Source organism: Sulfitobacter sp. LC.270.F.C4 (assembly GCF_032922545.1).
GTDB classification, from domain to species: Bacteria; Pseudomonadota; Alphaproteobacteria; order Rhodobacterales; family Rhodobacteraceae; genus Sulfitobacter; species Sulfitobacter profundi.
The window spans coordinates 1-17,590 of the sequence record NZ_CP136687.1; the positions used below are offsets into that span (position 1 = coordinate 1).

At 58.7% G+C, this 17,590-nt stretch carries 22 protein-coding genes; 5 read left to right on the plus strand and 17 right to left on the minus strand.

Translation table 11 applies throughout. From position 1 onward, the window contains the following. Positions 1-293: 293 nt before the first annotated feature. The 3 genes from R1T45_RS01590 to R1T45_RS01600 all read right to left on the minus strand — a co-directional run bounded on the left by R1T45_RS01590 (position 294) and on the right by R1T45_RS01600 (position 1,704). Positions 294-680, minus strand: a complete 387-nt coding sequence (locus tag R1T45_RS01590; RefSeq protein ID WP_317388989.1) for a hypothetical protein — start codon at positions 678-680, stop codon at positions 294-296. A 380-nt stretch (positions 681-1,060) separates the two neighbouring features. Further along, positions 1,061-1,270, minus strand: coding sequence for a hypothetical protein (locus R1T45_RS01595; protein WP_317388990.1), 210 nt, complete (start codon positions 1,268-1,270; stop codon positions 1,061-1,063). 11 nt (positions 1,271-1,281) lie between these two features. Then, entirely contained in the window at positions 1,282-1,704 is a 423-nt protein-coding gene (locus tag R1T45_RS01600; protein WP_317388991.1) for a hypothetical protein, read from the minus strand. Positions 1,705-1,786: 82 nt separating this feature from the next. Here R1T45_RS01600 and R1T45_RS01605 point away from each other — a divergent pair, with 82 nt between their 5' ends. Together R1T45_RS01605 and R1T45_RS01610 are read left to right on the plus strand one after the other, a co-directional pair. Further along, a complete protein-coding gene (locus tag R1T45_RS01605) occupies positions 1,787-2,542 on the plus strand; it encodes a phage Gp37/Gp68 family protein (protein ID WP_317388992.1) in 756 nt (251 codons plus the stop codon). Between the two features lie 23 nt (positions 2,543-2,565). Continuing rightward, on the plus strand, positions 2,566-2,871 hold the full coding sequence (locus R1T45_RS01610) for a hypothetical protein (protein ID WP_317388993.1): 306 nt from the start codon (positions 2,566-2,568) through the stop codon (positions 2,869-2,871). An 87-nt stretch (positions 2,872-2,958) separates the two neighbouring features. On the opposite strand, the gene R1T45_RS01615 is transcribed toward R1T45_RS01610, so the two are convergent. The 11 genes from R1T45_RS01615 to R1T45_RS01665 form a co-directional block, all read right to left on the minus strand. After that, the gene (locus R1T45_RS01615) at positions 2,959-4,101 is read right to left on the minus strand and encodes a hypothetical protein (protein WP_317388994.1); all 1,143 of its coding nucleotides are present in this window, start codon (positions 4,099-4,101) and stop codon (positions 2,959-2,961) included. Beyond that, the gene (locus R1T45_RS01620; RefSeq protein ID WP_317388995.1) at positions 4,102-4,356 is read right to left on the minus strand and encodes a hypothetical protein; all 255 of its coding nucleotides are present in this window, start codon (positions 4,354-4,356) and stop codon (positions 4,102-4,104) included. It lies immediately after the preceding gene. Between the two features lie 27 nt (positions 4,357-4,383). Next, positions 4,384-4,968 (minus strand): hypothetical protein, encoded by a 585-nt coding sequence (locus R1T45_RS01625; protein WP_317388996.1) that lies wholly within the window; start codon positions 4,966-4,968, stop codon positions 4,384-4,386. 129 nt (positions 4,969-5,097) lie between these two features. After that, positions 5,098-5,289, minus strand: coding sequence for a hypothetical protein (locus tag R1T45_RS01630; RefSeq protein ID WP_317388997.1), 192 nt, complete (start codon positions 5,287-5,289; stop codon positions 5,098-5,100). After that, positions 5,286-5,819: a lysozyme gene (locus R1T45_RS01635; RefSeq protein ID WP_317388998.1), complete on the minus strand. Its 534-nt coding sequence runs from the start codon at positions 5,817-5,819 to the stop codon at positions 5,286-5,288. The genes R1T45_RS01630 and R1T45_RS01635 overlap by 4 nt, the downstream gene beginning before the upstream one ends. Beyond that, positions 5,816-6,028 carry a hypothetical protein gene (locus tag R1T45_RS01640; RefSeq protein WP_317388999.1) on the minus strand — a complete coding sequence of 71 codons (213 nt, stop codon included), beginning with the start codon at positions 6,026-6,028 and terminating at the stop codon, positions 5,816-5,818. The genes R1T45_RS01635 and R1T45_RS01640 overlap by 4 nt, the downstream gene beginning before the upstream one ends. Positions 6,029-6,462: 434 nt before the next feature. Next, entirely contained in the window at positions 6,463-7,074 is a 612-nt protein-coding gene (locus tag R1T45_RS01645; protein WP_317389000.1) for a DUF4376 domain-containing protein, read from the minus strand. Further along, positions 7,075-7,866 (minus strand): hypothetical protein, encoded by a 792-nt coding sequence (locus R1T45_RS01650; protein ID WP_317389001.1) that lies wholly within the window; start codon positions 7,864-7,866, stop codon positions 7,075-7,077. Then, a complete protein-coding gene (locus tag R1T45_RS01655) occupies positions 7,866-8,675 on the minus strand; it encodes a hypothetical protein (protein ID WP_317389002.1) in 810 nt (269 codons plus the stop codon). The genes R1T45_RS01650 and R1T45_RS01655 overlap by 1 nt, the downstream gene beginning before the upstream one ends. Then, positions 8,675-9,577, minus strand: a complete 903-nt coding sequence (locus R1T45_RS01660; protein ID WP_317389003.1) for a hypothetical protein — start codon at positions 9,575-9,577, stop codon at positions 8,675-8,677. The genes R1T45_RS01655 and R1T45_RS01660 overlap by 1 nt, the downstream gene beginning before the upstream one ends. After that, entirely contained in the window at positions 9,574-13,935 is a 4,362-nt protein-coding gene (locus tag R1T45_RS01665) for a hypothetical protein (protein WP_317389004.1), read from the minus strand. The genes R1T45_RS01660 and R1T45_RS01665 overlap by 4 nt, the downstream gene beginning before the upstream one ends. 340 nt (positions 13,936-14,275) lie before the next feature. Here R1T45_RS01665 and R1T45_RS01670 point away from each other — a divergent pair, with 340 nt between their 5' ends. Beyond that, positions 14,276-14,638, plus strand: a complete 363-nt coding sequence (locus tag R1T45_RS01670; RefSeq protein ID WP_317389005.1) for a hypothetical protein — start codon at positions 14,276-14,278, stop codon at positions 14,636-14,638. 27 nt (positions 14,639-14,665) lie between these two features. Here the strand turns inward: R1T45_RS01670 and R1T45_RS01675 are convergent, their stop codons facing one another. The 3 genes from R1T45_RS01675 to R1T45_RS01685 all read right to left on the minus strand — a co-directional run bounded on the left by R1T45_RS01675 (position 14,666) and on the right by R1T45_RS01685 (position 16,503). After that, the gene (locus tag R1T45_RS01675) at positions 14,666-15,163 is read right to left on the minus strand and encodes a hypothetical protein (protein WP_317389006.1); all 498 of its coding nucleotides are present in this window, start codon (positions 15,161-15,163) and stop codon (positions 14,666-14,668) included. Positions 15,164-15,460: 297 nt separating this feature from the next. Then, positions 15,461-16,216 carry a hypothetical protein gene (locus R1T45_RS01680; protein ID WP_317389007.1) on the minus strand — a complete coding sequence of 252 codons (756 nt, stop codon included), beginning with the start codon at positions 16,214-16,216 and terminating at the stop codon, positions 15,461-15,463. After that, positions 16,216-16,503 (minus strand): hypothetical protein, encoded by a 288-nt coding sequence (locus R1T45_RS01685; protein WP_317389008.1) that lies wholly within the window; start codon positions 16,501-16,503, stop codon positions 16,216-16,218. The genes R1T45_RS01680 and R1T45_RS01685 overlap by 1 nt, the downstream gene beginning before the upstream one ends. Positions 16,504-16,841: 338 nt before the next feature. On the opposite strand from R1T45_RS01685, the gene R1T45_RS01690 reads away from it, so the two are divergent. Together R1T45_RS01690 and R1T45_RS01695 are read left to right on the plus strand one after the other, a co-directional pair. Next, entirely contained in the window at positions 16,842-17,078 is a 237-nt protein-coding gene (locus R1T45_RS01690) for a toxin-antitoxin system HicB family antitoxin (protein ID WP_317389009.1), read from the plus strand. Positions 17,079-17,259: 181 nt separating this feature from the next. Further along, a complete protein-coding gene (locus R1T45_RS01695; RefSeq protein WP_317389010.1) occupies positions 17,260-17,499 on the plus strand; it encodes a hypothetical protein in 240 nt (79 codons plus the stop codon). The last annotated feature ends 91 nt before the right edge of the window (positions 17,500-17,590 follow it).

Sequence of the window (17,590 nt, forward strand, 5' to 3'; positions counted from 1 at the left end):
TGGTGGGTCGTGAGAGGCTCGAACTCCCGACATCTTCGGTGTAAACGAAGCGGCTCTTACGCAACCTACTGAAAACTGCGCCAATAAACACTTTGTAAATGAGGTTTTCCGCGGCCTGCGCAATCTTCGCAGGTTCACGTTGGTTCAGTGAACCGCCATGCACTTCGTAAATCGCCGCGGTGTTCGATTCCCTAGAGGTCTGCGCGAAACCTGCGCCCGCCAATAGCTTACGGGGAAACACCCCCCATTTTCATGATATGAGACTCAATGGGTTGCGCGGGGGTTGGAAACGATTATTGCCAAGAAAGCACCAGCCCCTTGACGCCCTGAGACTTCGCAAAGCGCACTGTTGACCATGTGCCGGACCTCTGCCGCTCTGGCCCGTCTGGTGCCGCAATCATGCGATCTACGGCCCTCACGATAGTCTTGTTGCGATCTAGGTAGGGCGCAGGCGGCAAGATCACATCGGACGCAGTGAAGGCGCGGAAACTGTCGTTTGTCGGCGGATGGGCGACTGTCTTTAGGCCAAGCGCCCGCGCAACCTCAAACGCCTGTTCGTCCCACCCGCTGCAATCTCCTTGGTGCAACTCTGTAGCGCCCCACTCCAAGAGCAGGACGCGCAGTCGGTCAACCGACCGAACAGGGCGCGGGTAGCGTGATCCTGTTACGCCGACGATCATCTTGTGTCTCCGTCAATGGGTTGCAGGGGGCGTATGCCCTCCTATTTGGATTTGGGTTTCGGCATCGCCGCGATGAACCTTGCCAGCGCGGCTTTGCCTGTCGGCGTTGCGTAAAAACGCCTCAATATTTCCAAGCTATCCATGCTTTCTCCTATTTGGACATTACAAAGCCGGGATAATCTGGCCCCGGCAAACCAGCCGCGCAGCGCGGGCATTTTGCATTCCCTGCATCATCGAACACCCAGCCAGCGCGAACCGCATCACGCTTCATTTCTCGGCGCGGGATAGTCCCCGATACATTCCGACCCTCGGCAGCATCGGCGCAATCGTTGCAGACTATTTCGCACCAAACGAAAAATGACACGGGCCGCGCTCCTTTGTTAGACGTTTGGCCAGAACGGAACCCAATGCGATCCCTTCGGCCCCAAGATCATCGCGCCGCGCTCGGTGCGAAGCGCGATAAAGCCCTCGGGCATGATCGGGGTTGAAACCACGTCAAAGCCCATATCCTCCAAAGTGGCATTGCAAGCCATCGTTTCGCCCGCTTTGCGGAACCCGGCCTCGCGCGCCATTTGTTCAATCGTCGCCATCGCCTGCGCTCCTATTTGGATTTGGTTTCGCCGCGCAGAGAGCGCCGCTTGTTGCTTACGTTCTGGGCGCTGGCAAACTTGGCCTGTAGCCCGTCGAGGTCGCCGCCCGGTTCGATCCGCGCCACGTCACCATTGACGATGATCGAGACACCCTTGCCCTGCAACTCCGGCAGAAACCAAGCCACGTCTTTGACGCCAGCGCCAAGGCATAGCGCATTGGCAAACACCACCGTATCACCGGGCTGCACCGCCATAATCATCGCCTCGCGCTCCGCAAGCTGACCACGGGGGCGCGTTGATACCCGCTTGATCGTGTCCTGCCACACCGTGCCTATCGGGCTTGTGTCGCACCCCAGAATATCCAACGCCTTGCGCTGCTCTGCCGCTGCCGGTCGCCCCGGTGCGGCGAGAATATAACCCCAAATTTTGCTCATTGTTGGATTTGTCTTACCTCTTATTCCTTGCCTCAACTGTATTACCATAGTAAGCTAATGGCAACATAAACCGGAGGCCAATATGGCGGAGAATAGCGGAATTGAATGGACTACCCACACCTTTAATCCTTGGATCGGCTGCACGAAGGTAAGCGCGGCCTGCGATCACTGCTATGCAGAGGCTTGGGATAACCGCTTCGGCGGCGAGCGTTGGGGGCCACATGCGTCGAGGACGCGGACAAAGACATGGGGCAACCCGATCAAATGGAACAAGCAGGCCGCAGGCGCTGCCGAGCGTCCGCGCGTGTTTGTCGCCTCTCTGGCTGACGTGTTCGACAACCACAAAAGCATCCTGACTTCATGGCGGCATGAGTTGTGGGCGCTGATCCGGCAGTGTCCGAACCTTGATTTCCTCATGCTGACAAAGCGCCCGCAGAACATCGCGCGCTATCTGCCCGAGGATTGGGGCAACGGTTATCCGAACGTCTGGCTGGGGGCGACCGTCGAAAGCCAGAAAGAAGCAGACCGGCTGGCCCACCTGACTGCCGTGCCTGCTGTGGTTCACTTCTTGAGCATGGAGCCGCTGCTCGGCCCGGTCGATCTATCGCAGCATATCGACAGGCTGGAATGGGTCATTACCGGGGGCGAAAACGGCAGCGCCTATCGTCCTGTTGATCCTGACTGGTTCCGCAGCCTGCGCGACCAGTGCGCCGCCGCCGATGTGCCGTTCTTGTTCAAGCAATGGGAAGGTCGCAACCAACGTGAAATCAAGGCCAAGGGCCGGGAACTGGATGGCGTCGTGCATGACGGCTATCCCGCCCCGGTCGCGGTCCACTAAACCCCCACCGAAAGGATAACCCCATGAATGGAATTGAGCGCATCGCCGCAGAGCGCAAGCGGCAGGTTGAAAAAGAGGGCTGGACGCCCGAGCATGACGACGCGCACAGCAAAGGCGAATTGAACGCCGCAGCCGTGGCATACGCAGCCGCAAACCTTGATCGCATCTGGGGCGGCGAAGATGCGGCCTTCCACTCCTTCTTCCCCAGCAATTGGCAGGTGGCGTGGTGGAAGCCGAGCGCCGACCCCATCCGCAACCTCGAAAAAGCCGGGGCGCTGATCGCCGCTGAAATCGACCGCCTGCAACGCTTGGCAGGCAAATCCAACTAACCCCGCCCCCCAAACGCAAAAAAACCCGCGCCCCAATTAAGGAGCGCGGGCTAACAGCCATATCCCCCTGTAACGGGCAATAACAGCCTAGCCGCGCTCAATCGGGTCAAGCGCCCGCAACACAATCCCGTCTTGCTTGTGGAAGGTGATGGACTGAATAGCCCGCCGCCCTCCATAGCCCATAGATGCGGCGTAGCTGTCAGGGGGGCAGAATGCCCGCAGGCTTTCCCACCGCATCGGGCCGAGGTCTTTGGCGCTATCGTGATGGATATGACCCGTGAAAATGTGCCGATGCCGCGTGTCTGACCAAAACGGGCAAACATCGCTGAGATACATTGCCAGCCGATCCGGCTTTGCTTTGTCGCCGTGGTGGCCCGCAATCAAGCACTTGCCCCACTGCATCATAAACAGGTCGCGCGGCTCTTTCTCGACGGTCACGCGGTCGCTATCCCTGTATCTCTCAGCAAGGGCAAAGGTCAGAACCAAGTGTGCGTGAATGTCGTGGTTGCCGCGCAGGACGCGCACCAGCACATCGGAGTGCTTTTCGCTTAGGCGGTCGATCACCTTGGCAATTAGGGCAACCCCATCGTTAAGCACCTTCCAGTGCCGCCCGTCCACGTCCAGCTTGTGCTTGCTCTGCGGTGTCTCTGCCCGTTCATCATCCGCATGAAAAAAATCACCACCGATCACAAGCACCGCTTGCTTGCTGGCAGGGGTTAGCGCGTCCAGCTTGTCGAAGGCGTAGGACATATCGCCCGCCGCCGTTTTCATGTCGTAATTGGTTTCGCCTGTTTCCCTGCCCCATGCCTGCATTCCAAAATGCACGTCCATCAGCGGATAGAGCGAACACAGGTCGTCCATGACGTTTGCAGGGGGGTTGGCAGGGGTTGCCGCTGGAATGCCCGAAAAGGCATCCTGTAGCCCGTCTATGAGGCTCTGCGCGTCCTGCTCTGGCATCTTCCACCGCGTCGAGATACGCGAACCCGTTTCAGGGTCCACATTCACGATCCAGCCGCCCTGCGCTTCGCCGGGGGTGATTGCCGCGTTTTGGATTGCGCCCCTAACACCTAGTGAAAGGTCTAGCCCGCGCGTTTTGGCTACTCTAATCCGATGTTCAAACGTCCCGGTAGGAAGGCCCAAAGCCGCCGCTGCTGTGGTGTTGTATCGGTGCTCTGCCTTGGCTTGGATCGCTTCAAGGCATTGCGCGTCTGTGAGGGGCGGCGTAGGCACTTATGAAGCCTCACCCGTCTTGCGGCGCAGATTGGCAACGCCCTCAAGATACCCGTCCACCGATACGCGGACACAGAAGACGTTGTATTTCATGCGGGGGTTAGTGACCTTGCCATCAAGGAAACGAGTCATTCCGGCGCGGGTCTTTTCGCACTCGGCTAAGGTGGCGTAGGTTCGCGGCTCATAGCCGTCGATAACGTGCGGAGACAGGTCCGCTGGCGTTGTGAATAACGCCACCAGTACAAACCAGTGCATGGCGATTTCCTTTTGAGGGGAGGCCGCTTATTCCAGCGGCAGGAGTTCGTAAGCCAGAACGGCAGTACGGTCATTCACAATGCCGCCATTCGGCGCGCCGGGGCATTGATAGGTCAGGGCCAAGTAAACCGTCACACGGCCCGGTCGGATTGTCTCAGGGGGGATCATGCCAACGCGCAGACGGGTTTCCGTGTCGCTGATCTGCTGTGCCACCGATTTGCCGGATAGCATCTTGCCGGGGGTCGGAATGTTCATTCGATCGGCAAACAGCGGGACGCGCTCAATCAGGCGGCACTTGTTGCCTAACCGTGTCCGCGAAACCACAAGGATCATGTAGACGTTTTCGCCCTGCGTTACGGGTTCCTCAATATAACTCATACCGTCCGGCTGGCGGATTACGCGGTCTTCGCCTTGCAGGGATTTAACGTCTCGGCTCAGGTCCGCGATAGCATACTGCATTTCGCGCCATTGCTTGAGAAGGTCGGCAGCGGGTCCATAGGTCACAGACCAAGCGCCGCCAAAGAAGCCGATGATAATTGACACCGCGCCAAGCACCTTCGCCAGTTCGACAACGCGTCCGCGCCATGTGTGGGGGAACTCATCGCCTGTCATTCGTCACAGCCCGCTTTCAGGCCGCTCAGGAGCCTCACGCCACTTTCCTTGGACCGTGGTCCACCATCGGCAAGCAACGCGCCTGCGTGGGCTTTTCTGGCGTCCTGCGTTGCCGTGCAAAGCGCCTCCCTATTGGGATAGGTCACGCAAGCGCTCATCAAGCTCAGCGGGATCAATATGCTCAGACAACGCATCATTTACACGCCCTCTCGTTTCTGATTGTTCAAGTTTGCGTTCGATGCGGGTGTCTTTGCCGCCGAGCCAATACATGAAGAGGCCAGCCGCGCAGATTGCGACAACCACGACGACAACGCGGGTCATTGCAGCGCCTCTAGGCACAACTCACGCTCAGCCCCGCGACGGTTCTCCAGCCCACGAACAACGCGCCCGCCAGCTTTGCGCCACCGGGGTAGTTCGTTGCACGCGCCGCGCAGGTCGCCCGCGTTGGCTTTCCGTGCCAGCGTAGACTTACACGCCGCGCCCGTGCCGACATTGTAGGACCATGAGGTAAACGCCACCTGAACACCCTCGGGGTATGTCGGCAGGCCGGGAATGCAGGCCGCAAGCTGCGCGTGAAACTGCTCAACAGCAGTCGCAAGCATGGCATCGCATTCCGCTTTGGTGTATACATCGCCTAGGGAAACGCCCCGCGTCTCGCCATAGCAAACCGTGGGAATATTCCGAGCCAGCGCGTCAGGATAGGCCGTGGTTCTCAGCCCCTCCCACGGGCCGATAAACGCAACAGACGCCGCGATAACGGCAGAGATACCCGCCGCCCCGCGTTTCGTCTTTGGCTTGGTCTTAGAAAACAGGCTTCGCAGCCACGCCATTATCTGGGCAAGGAACTTCATTCGTCGTCCTCCATGTTGGATTGAGCCGCCACACGGGCGAACAAGGCCACTGCCGAGATAGCGCCAGAGAACGCCGCTAGGACGCCATCAGGCCAATCGGGGAGCCATAGCTGGGTAGCCACCTCAATGCCGCTCAGAGCGCCAGCAAGGATGATTAAACGCACCGACCACGCACGGGTCAGCACTTTGCGCCAGTTCGTCACAAACATATGTCACCTGTTATTTAGGAAAGCGCCGCTCATAGCTTCGGCGCGTGTGTTGCGGCTCAGCCCACGCGAACAGCCAGTCGAGAACGCGGCCAATCCGACGCCACGCCCGCTTGTCTTTCCGCCACCACGAATAAGCGCACAGCGTCATGGGCTGGCCTGTCAGTAAGCGGCAGATGCGCGAAGACACCCACTCGCAGAGGGTTAGGAAAACCGCCATAGGATCACCTCTTGCGGAAGGGGGTGTAGAAAATCGGCTTGAGAAAAACCAACCCCAGCAGCATAACGACAGACAGCGGGATTAGTGACCAGTGGATGCTTGCCACGCAGGCCATTAGCTCAACGTGGTCGCCTGAGTAGTCGTGCTGAATGCAGCACTCAGTTAGCGAGAAGCTGAACCAAGTGTCAGGCCACCACGTACACTGGAAGTCAGTCACTTAGGGCCAGCCGGACTCAATGTTAATTGCAGCCAGTTCAGCCAGCGTGGTAGCCGCCGCAATCTCGCCCGCGATCGCCGCCTCGCGGGTAAAACATGCCTGCACATGCGCCTCAATGGCATCGGCCAGCGCGATGATGGTTGGTGCATCCAGCGTCGAAAACGTGCCGGGGCCGGACTTCCAACTGCCGATGGTGTAGTTCGGATCGGCCTGCGCTTTGACATAGGCGGCAGTGAGCGCGGCCTGCGTCTTTGTATCAGTTGCCAGTGGCGAGCCGTTGAAGGTGGTGCCGCCGAACTCAACCTCGTACCGCTTGGCGGCGGCTGCATCGAGTAATTGCGCCTTCACGTCTGCAACTGGCTTATCGCGGTAGGTGTAGAGCGCTGTAGCGGTGGTGCTGTCCACGTCCACTGTGCGCTCAACGTCTTTTCCGAAGGGCGCATCTGGGCCTGCATCCACAAGCGGGAAAAGCATCTGATCGGGGCCAAAAGGTAGCGCCTGCTCCGGCTCGTTTTGTGGAAGGGAGGTGTTGATCTTTGTTTCGCGCTGCATGGCGCGGGGGAGCCAATCATCGTACTCCTTGCCCGCTGGGTGCATATACCATTTGCCCATTTATTCGTCCTCGGTTCTGGTTGAAGGGAATTGCCGCTCGTCGCCCGGCCAGATAATGCGAACCCCGCCGGGGCCGCCGTTGTAGCCGTGCGTGTTGTCCCGAGCCGTCGAACCTCGACCCCCGTAGCCACAAGCGGTACCTGATGGAGAGCCAGTGCCACCGCGCGGGGTCGAGGCATCGCCGCCCGCACCATTTGCGCCTTGACCATACAGGCCAACACCGCCGCCGCTGTTGTTTCCTGCGTAGGTATCCCCGAAGCCGCCGCCACCCGCGCCGCCCGTGCCGGACGTGCCGTTGTTTGCGCCACCGACCCCACCAGTGCCGCCAGCGCCAGAGTAGCCACCAGCGCCGCCACCGCCCGCACCATAAAAGCCGCCGGAGTTGCCGCCGGTGCCGCCATTACCACCGCCATCGCCTGTGCCTCCGGAGCCTCCGATCTGAGCATTTGCTCCATTGGCTATGCAGTGTGCGCCAACAAAACTCTGACCACCGGCGGATGGGTAGCCCGTCTGTCCAGACCCCGCTTTGCCGACTTGCACTGTTATCGTTGCGCCGGGGGTCACTGATATATTGTTCGTGTATCTAAGCTCCCCACCGCCGCCGCCGGAGGAGCCGTAGGAGCCGGTATATACAGCCCCGCCGCCGCCAACACATACAGCCGATATGCTGTAAACGCCCGCAGGGACCGTGAAGGTATATGCGGCATCTGTTCCGCTATAGTTTAGGTACTCGATCTGACCCACCACCGGGCCAGAGTTTGCGGCGGCTTTGAGAAGGCGCTTATGGATCATCAGCCCATCTCCGTCCCTGCGGCGAACCCATGCCATGTGGTGCCGCCATCGCGCGTGAAGAACGTAAGCACATCAACACCAGCAGCCGTCAGTGTTGGGGCGGTTGCGGCAGGCCAATCCACAGAGGCGGGCCAGTTGAAAGTTTGCGACCCCCCATTGGTGAGAATGAGTGTGAAGCCAGCGGCGGTGCCAGTTGCAGGCGGATTGTCGAAGGTGGGTGTCGTCGTGCCTGTGACAGTGAGCGTGAACACCGTGCCTGCCTCGCAATCTATCGACGGTGTTGCGCCCGATGCGATGGCGACAACGGTTTCTTGCAGTTCGAGCGTTTTGAGCGGGCCGGTGAATATCGCGCTAGAGAGCGAGGCATAATCGCCACCGTCGATTGTCAACACGGTCCAATTGGTCGCGTCCGAGGACGGGTCAGTCGCAACGCCGGAATGCGTGGTTTTGGCGCGGTAGGTCTGCTGGTTCACCGGGCTAACCACCGCCGAAACATTTGCGGTGTAGCTGGCCTCAGATACCCACTCAGACGCACCAGCGGCGGCAGCGGCAGCATCCCGGTAGGTCGCCGCATCGTCGGCGCTGTCGCTTGCGTTGCTGGCGCTGGTAGCCGCTTCGCCCGCCTTCGTCGTGGCCGTGCTTGCCGCCCCGGTTGCTGTGCTTGCCTTTGCATTCACGTCAGAAGCAAGCGCGTTGGCCTCCGTCGCAAAGTCCGGCAGCGCGCCGAGAAAGTTGTCCGCAGCCTCATCAAAAACGCCTTCCGACATTGTTGAATTAGGCACAGGCGTAGGAAGTGGTGTGATTGCCATTAGACAAGCCCTTCGATTTCGAGTGTCATTTCTGAGGATTGCGGGCCAGTTCGCAGCGTGATGAAATCCTTGTAAAACCCAAGGATCACCGTTTCCGGCCTGTTTTGGTCGCCAACGTAGACGGTCGGCTTGGCCCGCTGTGCTGCTAAGGCCCGAAAGGTCGGATTGACCTTGCCATTGGGAATGAAGATGTCGTATGTCGCGATTTTAGCGAACCCGCGTTCAGTGATAACGAACCGCCCGAAAGCGTCACGCTCCTTGCGGCTAAAGTCCTCAATGCCAAACTGAAAACTCATCATCGTATCACCGAGGACTTGGAACTCCCCAACCGCGATTTCGCCAACCGAAGCATCGGCCCCGGTTTCGTTCACAACCGTCACGCTGATTGTCGCGTCTCGGTATCGTGGCAGGTCAAAGAAAACCGCCGTATCTTCGCGGGAGGCGCGGGTGAAGAAATACTTATACCAGCTACCCATGCCCACAGGCGATGAAAGCGAGATCGTCCGGTCATATACCAAGCCCGCCGTGGGGTCGGTCACTGTGACTTGGATTGACTGCCCCGACACGTTGAAGAACGCGATGCCGTTAACAACGCCGCCCGTTGTGATATCCACGTTGATCGGCGCTTCGTCCTGCACTGTCGCGTCACCAATAACCAAGTCGAACATACGCCAGCGGTTAATGACGCCCACCTTGATCCAAGTGGGAACCTCTTTAGCTGCCCCCGCCGTTGGTTCGTCGTCTGTGTCGGGAGTTGCCACCACCTCGTAAAGATCAATCCCGACATAGCGCTGGTCGCCCGTGTTATAGGTGCCTGCTGTCCATTCCGTTTCAGTGATCGGCACATCGCTTGTCAGCATCGCAGGCGTGACCGTGATCGGGGCAAGCATACTCATGCTCATGCGGTTTCTCCCTGCAATTCAATCTCACGCAAGCGCCGCTCCTGCTTGTTGTTGATCTTCACCAATTCGCGGATGTACTCGTTCAGCTTCGACAGTTCCCGGCGGACCTCTGGGTCGCTGCTGACAGCCATGACGCCGCCGCCCTTGGTCGTGTCGGTCACTACCTCGCGGGGGTGCATCATCGCCATGAAACCGCCCTTGCCATCCAAGCCGCCGGAGCGCGGCCCGTTGCCGGTGTAACCGCCGCCGTCGAAACTCGCCAAATGCTCGAAGCCCGGTGGTAGACCTATTCCCGGCGAGGCGTAGTCGCGCCAGTTCGCACCGCTGCCGACGGAGTAGTCGTAGACCCCGCCGGGCTGGTAACGGGGATCATCAGCGAGGTGTTCAAAGCCGGGAGGAGGGCCATCGCTGCCAAACGCACCGCCGTTGCTGCTGCCGCCGCTGCCTGCCTTCTCAGCGGCTGCTTGCGCGGCCATAAACGCCTTGATCGCGTCCGCTAGGCTCAATATTCCTTCGTCAATACCAAGCAAAGCATCAAGCTGCTGCTGCAACATGGCGACTTCCAGATCAGACTGCGCCTGCATGTCGGAAATCTGCTTTTCGAGCAGCAGCACCGCTTCCTCGTCCGCGTTAAGCGCAAAGCCTGCGGTCTTTTCCAGTTCGGCAATCACGCCGGACGTGCGGTAGAAGTCGCGACGATAGCCCTCAAGCGTCTCGTATGTGTCCGCAGAGGGGCTAGCCACCGCCTGTAGGGCCGCTTGCAGCGCGTCTAGGTCGTTAATCTGCCCCTGACCTACCAACGTGCGCAGATAGGCCGCAGCGCGGTCCTGTGACTGCCGTTCGGCCTCTACGCTTGGGAAAACACGGTCATGCAATGCGCCTTCCAAAGCGTTCGCGATAGCGCGGGATGCCGCCAAACGCTCACGCGCCCCCGTCAGTTCGTCTTGAAGGCCAGAGATCGCCGACTGAAACGCCGCGCGGGTCGCCTCCATCTCGCGGGCAAATGCGCTGCGCAAGTCCTGCGTTGCCGTGGCAAGTGCCGCCTGTGCGTCCCGCTCGGCTTGGGCGCGTGCTGCTTGTACCGCTGCCGCATTCTCCGCCGCAGCCGCGTCAAGTGCGTCCTTCGTCTGCTGTGCGGTGCCGTTAACCTCAACAAAAGCCGCCGCAACATCCATCAGCGCAGTATAAGTATCCCGCCCGCTCTGCGTGGTCAGGTCTTGCGCCTTCACCAACGCCATATACTCGGCGTGGGTGTCGGGGATGGCTTCGCCAATATCGCCAAAGGTGTCGTTGAGGGCGTCCACAGCCAACTCGACTTTGCGCGCCTTTTGCTCGGCCTCGGTTAGCATACTGGTGAACAGATAGCCGGTCTTTTGGCTGAACGCGTCCAGCCCGCCCGACAATTCAATCAGGTCACGCGCAGCCACACCGCTCGCCACACTCACGTCAAGCAGGTTTGTGTCAAAAAGGGTTAGCGCCTCGTTGACGATTGTGAACGAGTTAGCCAGATCGGCCAAGACTTGATCCGCTGTCTCGCCTTCGCGGATGACGTTGCCCATTTCCTCTTGAAAGTGGCCAAGCGCCGCATAGCTGAACTGCTTAGCCAATACGCCGAACGCCCGCTGAATTTCCGCCTGCGCCTCTTCGTCGGACAAGCCCTTGAGCGAGACGCTAATCTGGCTGGCAAAGCTGCTGAAGTTGTCAGCCGAGAGGCCCAGCACATCGCCCATTGCCAACGCGCTATCCTTGATCGCGTCTACCGCGTCCTTGATCGGGCCATCATCCTCCATCGGGCTGTAGTTGGTCCGCTTTTTCTTGGACAGCCCCCAGAAACGCGACTTCTCGATCTTTTCAAACTCTTCCACCAAGGTTCCGGTTGCGTCAGCCGTGATGCGCAGGCCCTTGTCGAGAATCTTTGTCTTGCTGGAGAAGAAGCTGAACACAGCCGCGACTGCTGCCACGGGGAGTGCGACCGCGCCAATGGCCGTGCCAAGCCCTGCAAGGCCCGATGTAGCCTGTGTCGCCATCGCGCCGACCGCGCTTAGCCCGCCACTGATACCACCGCTTGTGAACGCCCCCAGAGCCGCAGACGCGCCGCCGAGGATACCGGACCCGCCGCCCCATGCGCCTAGCAAGCTGCCAAACATGCCGCCTGCGCCCCCGCCGATGCCCATGAGGTTGCCAAGCCCGCCCCCGCCCGGTGCTGCCGCCTGTGCTGCGGTGCCTGCCATGCCTCCGCCTACGCCCATCAGCGACAGCTTGATCGGGTTCGCAATCGCGGTGGCAATCATTTGCTTGAGCATGTTCTTGAACGCGCCCAGCAAGTCGTCAAAACCCTTAAGGCCCCCAGCCACGAAATCCGCGATTGCATCGCCCGCTTTGGAGATCATCGGGTCGCTGTTCGCAAATTCGTCATTGAGTTCGGCAACCGCGTGAGCATACGCGCCGTCAGACAGGCCGTTTGCGGCTAGTTCGTTGAGGTTGGCGAGTTCGGCGTTGTACTTTTTCAGCGGGTCGGCATCGAACTCTAGGCGCTCGATTTCGTCGGCGAACTTCTTTGCCTCTTTCGCTGCGGCCTTCATCGCCTTAGACGCTGCGCCGCCCGCACCCTTCGACGCTTTTTCGACCTTGTTCAGCGCCGTGATCTTGTTGCGGTATTCCTCGTTCAGGTTCTGGACATTGGTGAATTCCTTCACCTGACGGTTAATCACGCCGGAGATATACGCGCGTTCTGCCTCGTTCGCCGCGTCAGCCAAGCCGTATTTCTGCTCAAGTTCCTTGCGATAACCCGCCGCGCTGGCAGTGATCTGACCAAGGCCAGCATCAAGCGCGGCAATCTGCGCCGTTAACTGTTCCGCCTTGTTCTGGAATCCCTGAATACCTGCCGGGGCCATAGCAAGGTTGGCGGCAACCTGGGCGGCATACTGAGCGGCAACTGAAAGCTGGCCCGACAGGTTGGCTGCGGCGTTGGCTGCGGTGTTTGCGCTATTCGCAGAGCCATCTAGACGGGCTGTGATGCGGGCTGCGGCTGTCTGCGCCTCAAGCAAGCGCTGCACCATTTCCCGCAACTCAGGGGGGATATCTTGTGCGCTGCCAAATGCTGAAACGAGGTATTGATTCAGGCGGTCAACGGTCTGAACGATTTCCTCCGGCCCCTTGGCGGTCCTGATTTCGTTCAAATGGTCGCGCAACTTCAACGCTTGCTCGCCCGTCACGCCGAATTGCTCTTGAAGGCCCGCAAGCGCCTTGTTGTAGGTGTCGCTCAGAACTTCAAGTTCTGCTGGGCCTTCTTTAACGATAGTCGCCAGCCGCTCCAGTTCGCTAAAGTCCATCGTGCCGAGCGCGACTGTTAGCTGATCCAGAGCCTTGCCAAGGTTTACCCCCTGCATAAACTCGAATGCCCGCTTGGCTTCTTCGGCTGCGGAACCAAACTCTAGCGCCAGTTCGGAGACAGACATTTTCGCCTGATCTGCCGCGCTGGTGTAATCGTAGGACGCCTGAGAAAGGCTATCCATTGCGTTCTCTAGTTCCTTGGCGTTGTCCCGCCCCGTGATGAGGTCTGCCGCCATAGGCAGAAGCGCACCAGCCACAACACCGATACCGATGCCTACAGCGCCAAAGCCTAGCGCAAGGTCCGGCAACTGGATCGCCAGAGCGCGTACAAAGTCGCCTGTCGCCGCTGTCTGCTGTGCTACCTGCGAAAGCTGCATCGCGGCCATGCGGCTCTGATGCGCAAATCCGCCGTTACCGCCCATCTTAGCGCCTGCGGTCTGCGCCGCGTTGCCAAGGCCGAGGTATTCTTTTTCGGCTAGGTTGAGAACGCGATTTGCTTCGGCCTGCGTGATAACGCCTTGCTTTAGGGCCGCGTTTAGCTGTTCTTGCGCTGCCTCATATCTGCGGCTGCTTGCATAAAGGGGGTCGAGCGAGGAGCGCAGCGCGGTGTAGGCTTGCGTGGCTTCCTCTGTGGCTTGCTCGCTCGCCTGCTGTGCGGCTGCCGCACGTTCCGCAGAGGTGGCCACACCCATGTACTTACTCGCGGCTTGCTCTAGCATACCGTTAGCGACACGCTGCGAGATCGTGCCTTGTTCAACAAACCGCGCGACCTCTTTTTGAGCCGCCGCGAACTGCCTTGATGCGGCATAAGCCGGGTCAATCGACGCGCGGAATTGCTCAAAACTGCGCGATGCATCATTCGCCGCCGCTGGAACCTTGCGCACCGCGTCCTCTACGCCTTTCATCGACTTTTTGACGCCAGCTTCGGTTTTGGCCCCGGCAGAGGTAACGGCGGCAAGGTCGGTCTTAGCCTTCAACAGGCCAGACGTATTCGCGCCCAAAACGAGCGTGGCAAAATCGGTCATGCGGGTATTCCTTGCGGCAACGAAAATTAGCCCGTAGCCTTCCGGCGACAGGATAATTAGAGGTTGAAATGCGGTATTTTTTTCTTTGGGTCGCTCTTAGCGCCACGCCATCTTGGGCATACGATACGCACAAAGAGTGCATTGAGGCGCAGGTACTGATCTACGAGAACTTAGATTCTCTCAGGCATTCATCATCGAACTTCGGAATTACGTTTAGGTCTCAGGAGCATGGGCTAGATCAAGCCCGAGAAGTAGACGCCAAGTGGAAAGAGGTCGTTGACGGGTACGAACAAGTTTCCAAGCTTCACGCAGATTACTGCAAGTCCTACCCCGCAGACGAATGACTAACTTTAGTCAGATCACACCTGAAGAGGCATATAATCAACTAAATGACGCGCTAAATGCCGTCCGCAAGAGGCACCCAGATAACCTACTGGAAGGCCCGAATGCTCCGGCTGCCGCTCTAGCGACAGCACGTATGCTAATTCAAGAACTGCAAATGGCCCTTTTGATAAGGATGGAAGGACTTGATCCTGCTAGCTTTTCCACAAAGGGCACAAGGGAAGTTACTATTCGCCTCAAGCCGGACGAGGCGGAAGCCCTTTCAGAGTACATTACTGACACTAACCCCCAGCCCACTGCCGAGGCGGCAGCACTGACCATTGTCAAAAGTCAGCTTCGCAAGCTTGGTTATTTAGAATAGACACCCCCTAAGGGATGCCCAAGGCGGCTAGGCCGCGTTTTCATCGGCGATTTCCAACTGCGACAACACATCGTCAAGCGACGACAGGTCAATGTCACAGAATTCAGCTACGCCGCGATATCTGGCAAGCCATGCGCGTAGAGCCTGAGCGCCCTGCCCGCGCAATTCCGCCACCATGGCCGGGTCGTCAGTCGAAAAGCTTTGATAGCCCCCGCCCGACTTGCGGCCCGCCATCGGTGAAACCATCGCGGGGAACTCCCGAACGGATACCGATACAGCGGCGGTCTTCGTCTCGCTGACCTTTGCACTGATGCGCAGGCCGCTTGCCATTTGCCTCGCCAAGCCGATGCGATATTCCCGCGCCGCCTCAGCGTCGTCCTTTGCGAAGAACCACGGGTAAGCCTCGTGATCTTCTTGAGTTGAGAGCCAGTCGATGAACTCAGAGGCAACAAACATGTTTTTGCCAGTTGCCGCCAAGTATTCATCAATGATGCGCTGACGATCTTTAGAAGTGAATTGAGCCATTGCTAGTCTCCTTTGATGTTGACCGCCGTGACCCACCGGACCCCGACCAAACGCGCCTAGACCGCCATGCCGCACCGCAGCCCGACATACCATGCCTCGCAATGCCTTGACCGCCAAACCACAACAGAACTTGCCGCGCCTAACCTTTCCACGTCTTGACCGCCCGACCTAGCCTATCCTTACTTCACCCCGCCTTGACCGCCGCAACTGACCGCTCCATGCCGGACCTATCCGCGCCCCGCCTCGACCGCCTAACCGTGTACGACTGATTTAAAGACCGCCGAACGTCTGTGCTGCTTACCCTTGGCGGATCAGCCTTTCCTCTTCCAAGACATCCATCAGTTCCGCCGTTTCCTGATCCGCAAATTCGGGATCATCCAGCGCGGCTTGCTGAACGTCGCGGCCCTCTTGTGTGATTTCGTCCCACACTTCTTGCCAGTCGCCCATGTCCTCACCGGACACCGCAAATGTGCCGAACGAACCCTTGCCCTTTTCTTGGCGAAAGTCGCCGATCCCGCAGACAACGCCAGCGTTTGACAGCAGCGACACGATAGCGTGGACGCTCAGCGTCGGCGTAACGAACGCGATATCAACCTCTGCACACCAGCGGGGTAGGAAGGCCCGCGTCCGAACATCCGGCGTCCGGTTCATATCGGCGCTGCGAACCACGTCCATTTTCAACTGCGGTTTACCCCAAATGTTGACCTTTTGCTGCGGCAAGAAGATCAGGCGTTGAACGCTTGTCTTTGTCACGCCCGGCGTCTCAAGTGCTGCCGTAGCCATTGCCGCCTTGATCCCCGGCGCAGGGAAGCAAAGCAACGTATCCCCGTTGGGCTGGCGATAAACGCTGTCCCGAAACTCTTGCTCAGGATCGTGCTTAATTTCCTTTCGTTGCGCCGCCGTTTTCTTGCCGCCCCCGATCAACAGGGACCGCTTTGCCTTGGCGCTCATTGCGTTGAAGTAGAACGGCGTTGTGCCGATCAGGCGGAGGGTAACGCGGCCTTGCTTGAGCGCGTCAATCTGGAGCGTATCTGCTTTCTTTGCGACAGCCATTACACCAGCCCTCCCTGCGCTTCATCGAGAACCGAGAAGATTGAGTTAAGTCGATCCTCTGTAATTGCATGGAACTCATGGTGGCCAAAATGAAGACCAACGTCTTCCCGGAGGCATTCGACCTCAGCGACAAGGCGCTCCCACCAAATAGGCAGCTTAGGATCGTCCTGCACCGGGGTATCCGGCATTTTGAACGCATGGGCCGCTGTAGCTGTGGCCGCGAGGGCAGGAATTGCCGCGAAGATCGAACGGCGGTTGATTTTCTTCTCGGTTGAACGTATATTCATGACTGAAAGTCCTTTTGATTTCCGTCGAAGGTTTCACTAAAGACCGTTGGAGTGTCCGCTCCGGCGGTCTTTCTCGTTTCAGGGGGCGGGCTGCTCTGCCTCCATTTTTTCGTGAAGCGTGATGTTGATCTGAGCATTATTCGATATGCCCCGTTCCTGTGCACGCTTGGAAACCCACTCACTCAGCTTACCAGTAAGCCTTAGAGTTATGCGTGTTTCCGATCTAGCTTGTGGTGTCATGTGTTCCTCCTATGCCGCTTTGTGGTGTCACTTTTGCACATAGAGACACCAGTGTCAAACAATTTGTTTGTGACACCATAACCGTGTAAAGAAGCGACATGACAGAAGACGCGTCCAAAAGAATCACGTTGCGCCTACCGCCTGATCTGCACGCCTCCCTGACGGAGATTGCTCAGCGGGAAGGCCGGTCGTTGAATAACCAAATAGTCTGGCTTCTTAGGTCCGCGTCTGACCCGGATCGCCTAAGCGACGAACAGCTTCTAATGAAGCTTCAGTGGATGCTGACTGAAATAACCAAAGAGGCGGCGCGAATTGCTGAAAGGATTAAACCATGACCCCGATTGAGATCACTGCCATCCTGATTACACCCGCCGCTGGCCTCGCCATTGCCGGGCTGCTTTACTACATCGTGCGGCACTGAGAAGGGCGTCCATACTGTGGACGCCCCCTACTCGCCCATCATTGCTTGACGCGCTCCCTGATTCCCGCTGAGGGTGAGGCTTTTGGGAGGACGACATGGCTAACGAAACATCACTCAGCGCCCACGTAACGGCGCTAGACATACTGCTACGTGCGCTTTACGCGGAAAGGGCGCGTAGCGAGGCAAACCCCGCTGACTTCATAGACACCATAGTCGGCGACATGCGCACAAGCCTTCAGGCGAAGCTATCCGAGCCGGACGCCGACGATGTGTTCCTTGAGGGGGTCGCAGAATACATCTGGCAATTTGGTGAGAACGTTAAGACTCGCTTTTAGGCTTAGAATGGTCGCAGATAGTTTCGTCAGGGTGGATTGCGGCGAACTTAAAACCTTCGCCCTGACGCTTCACTTTAGGCTGTTCGCTGGT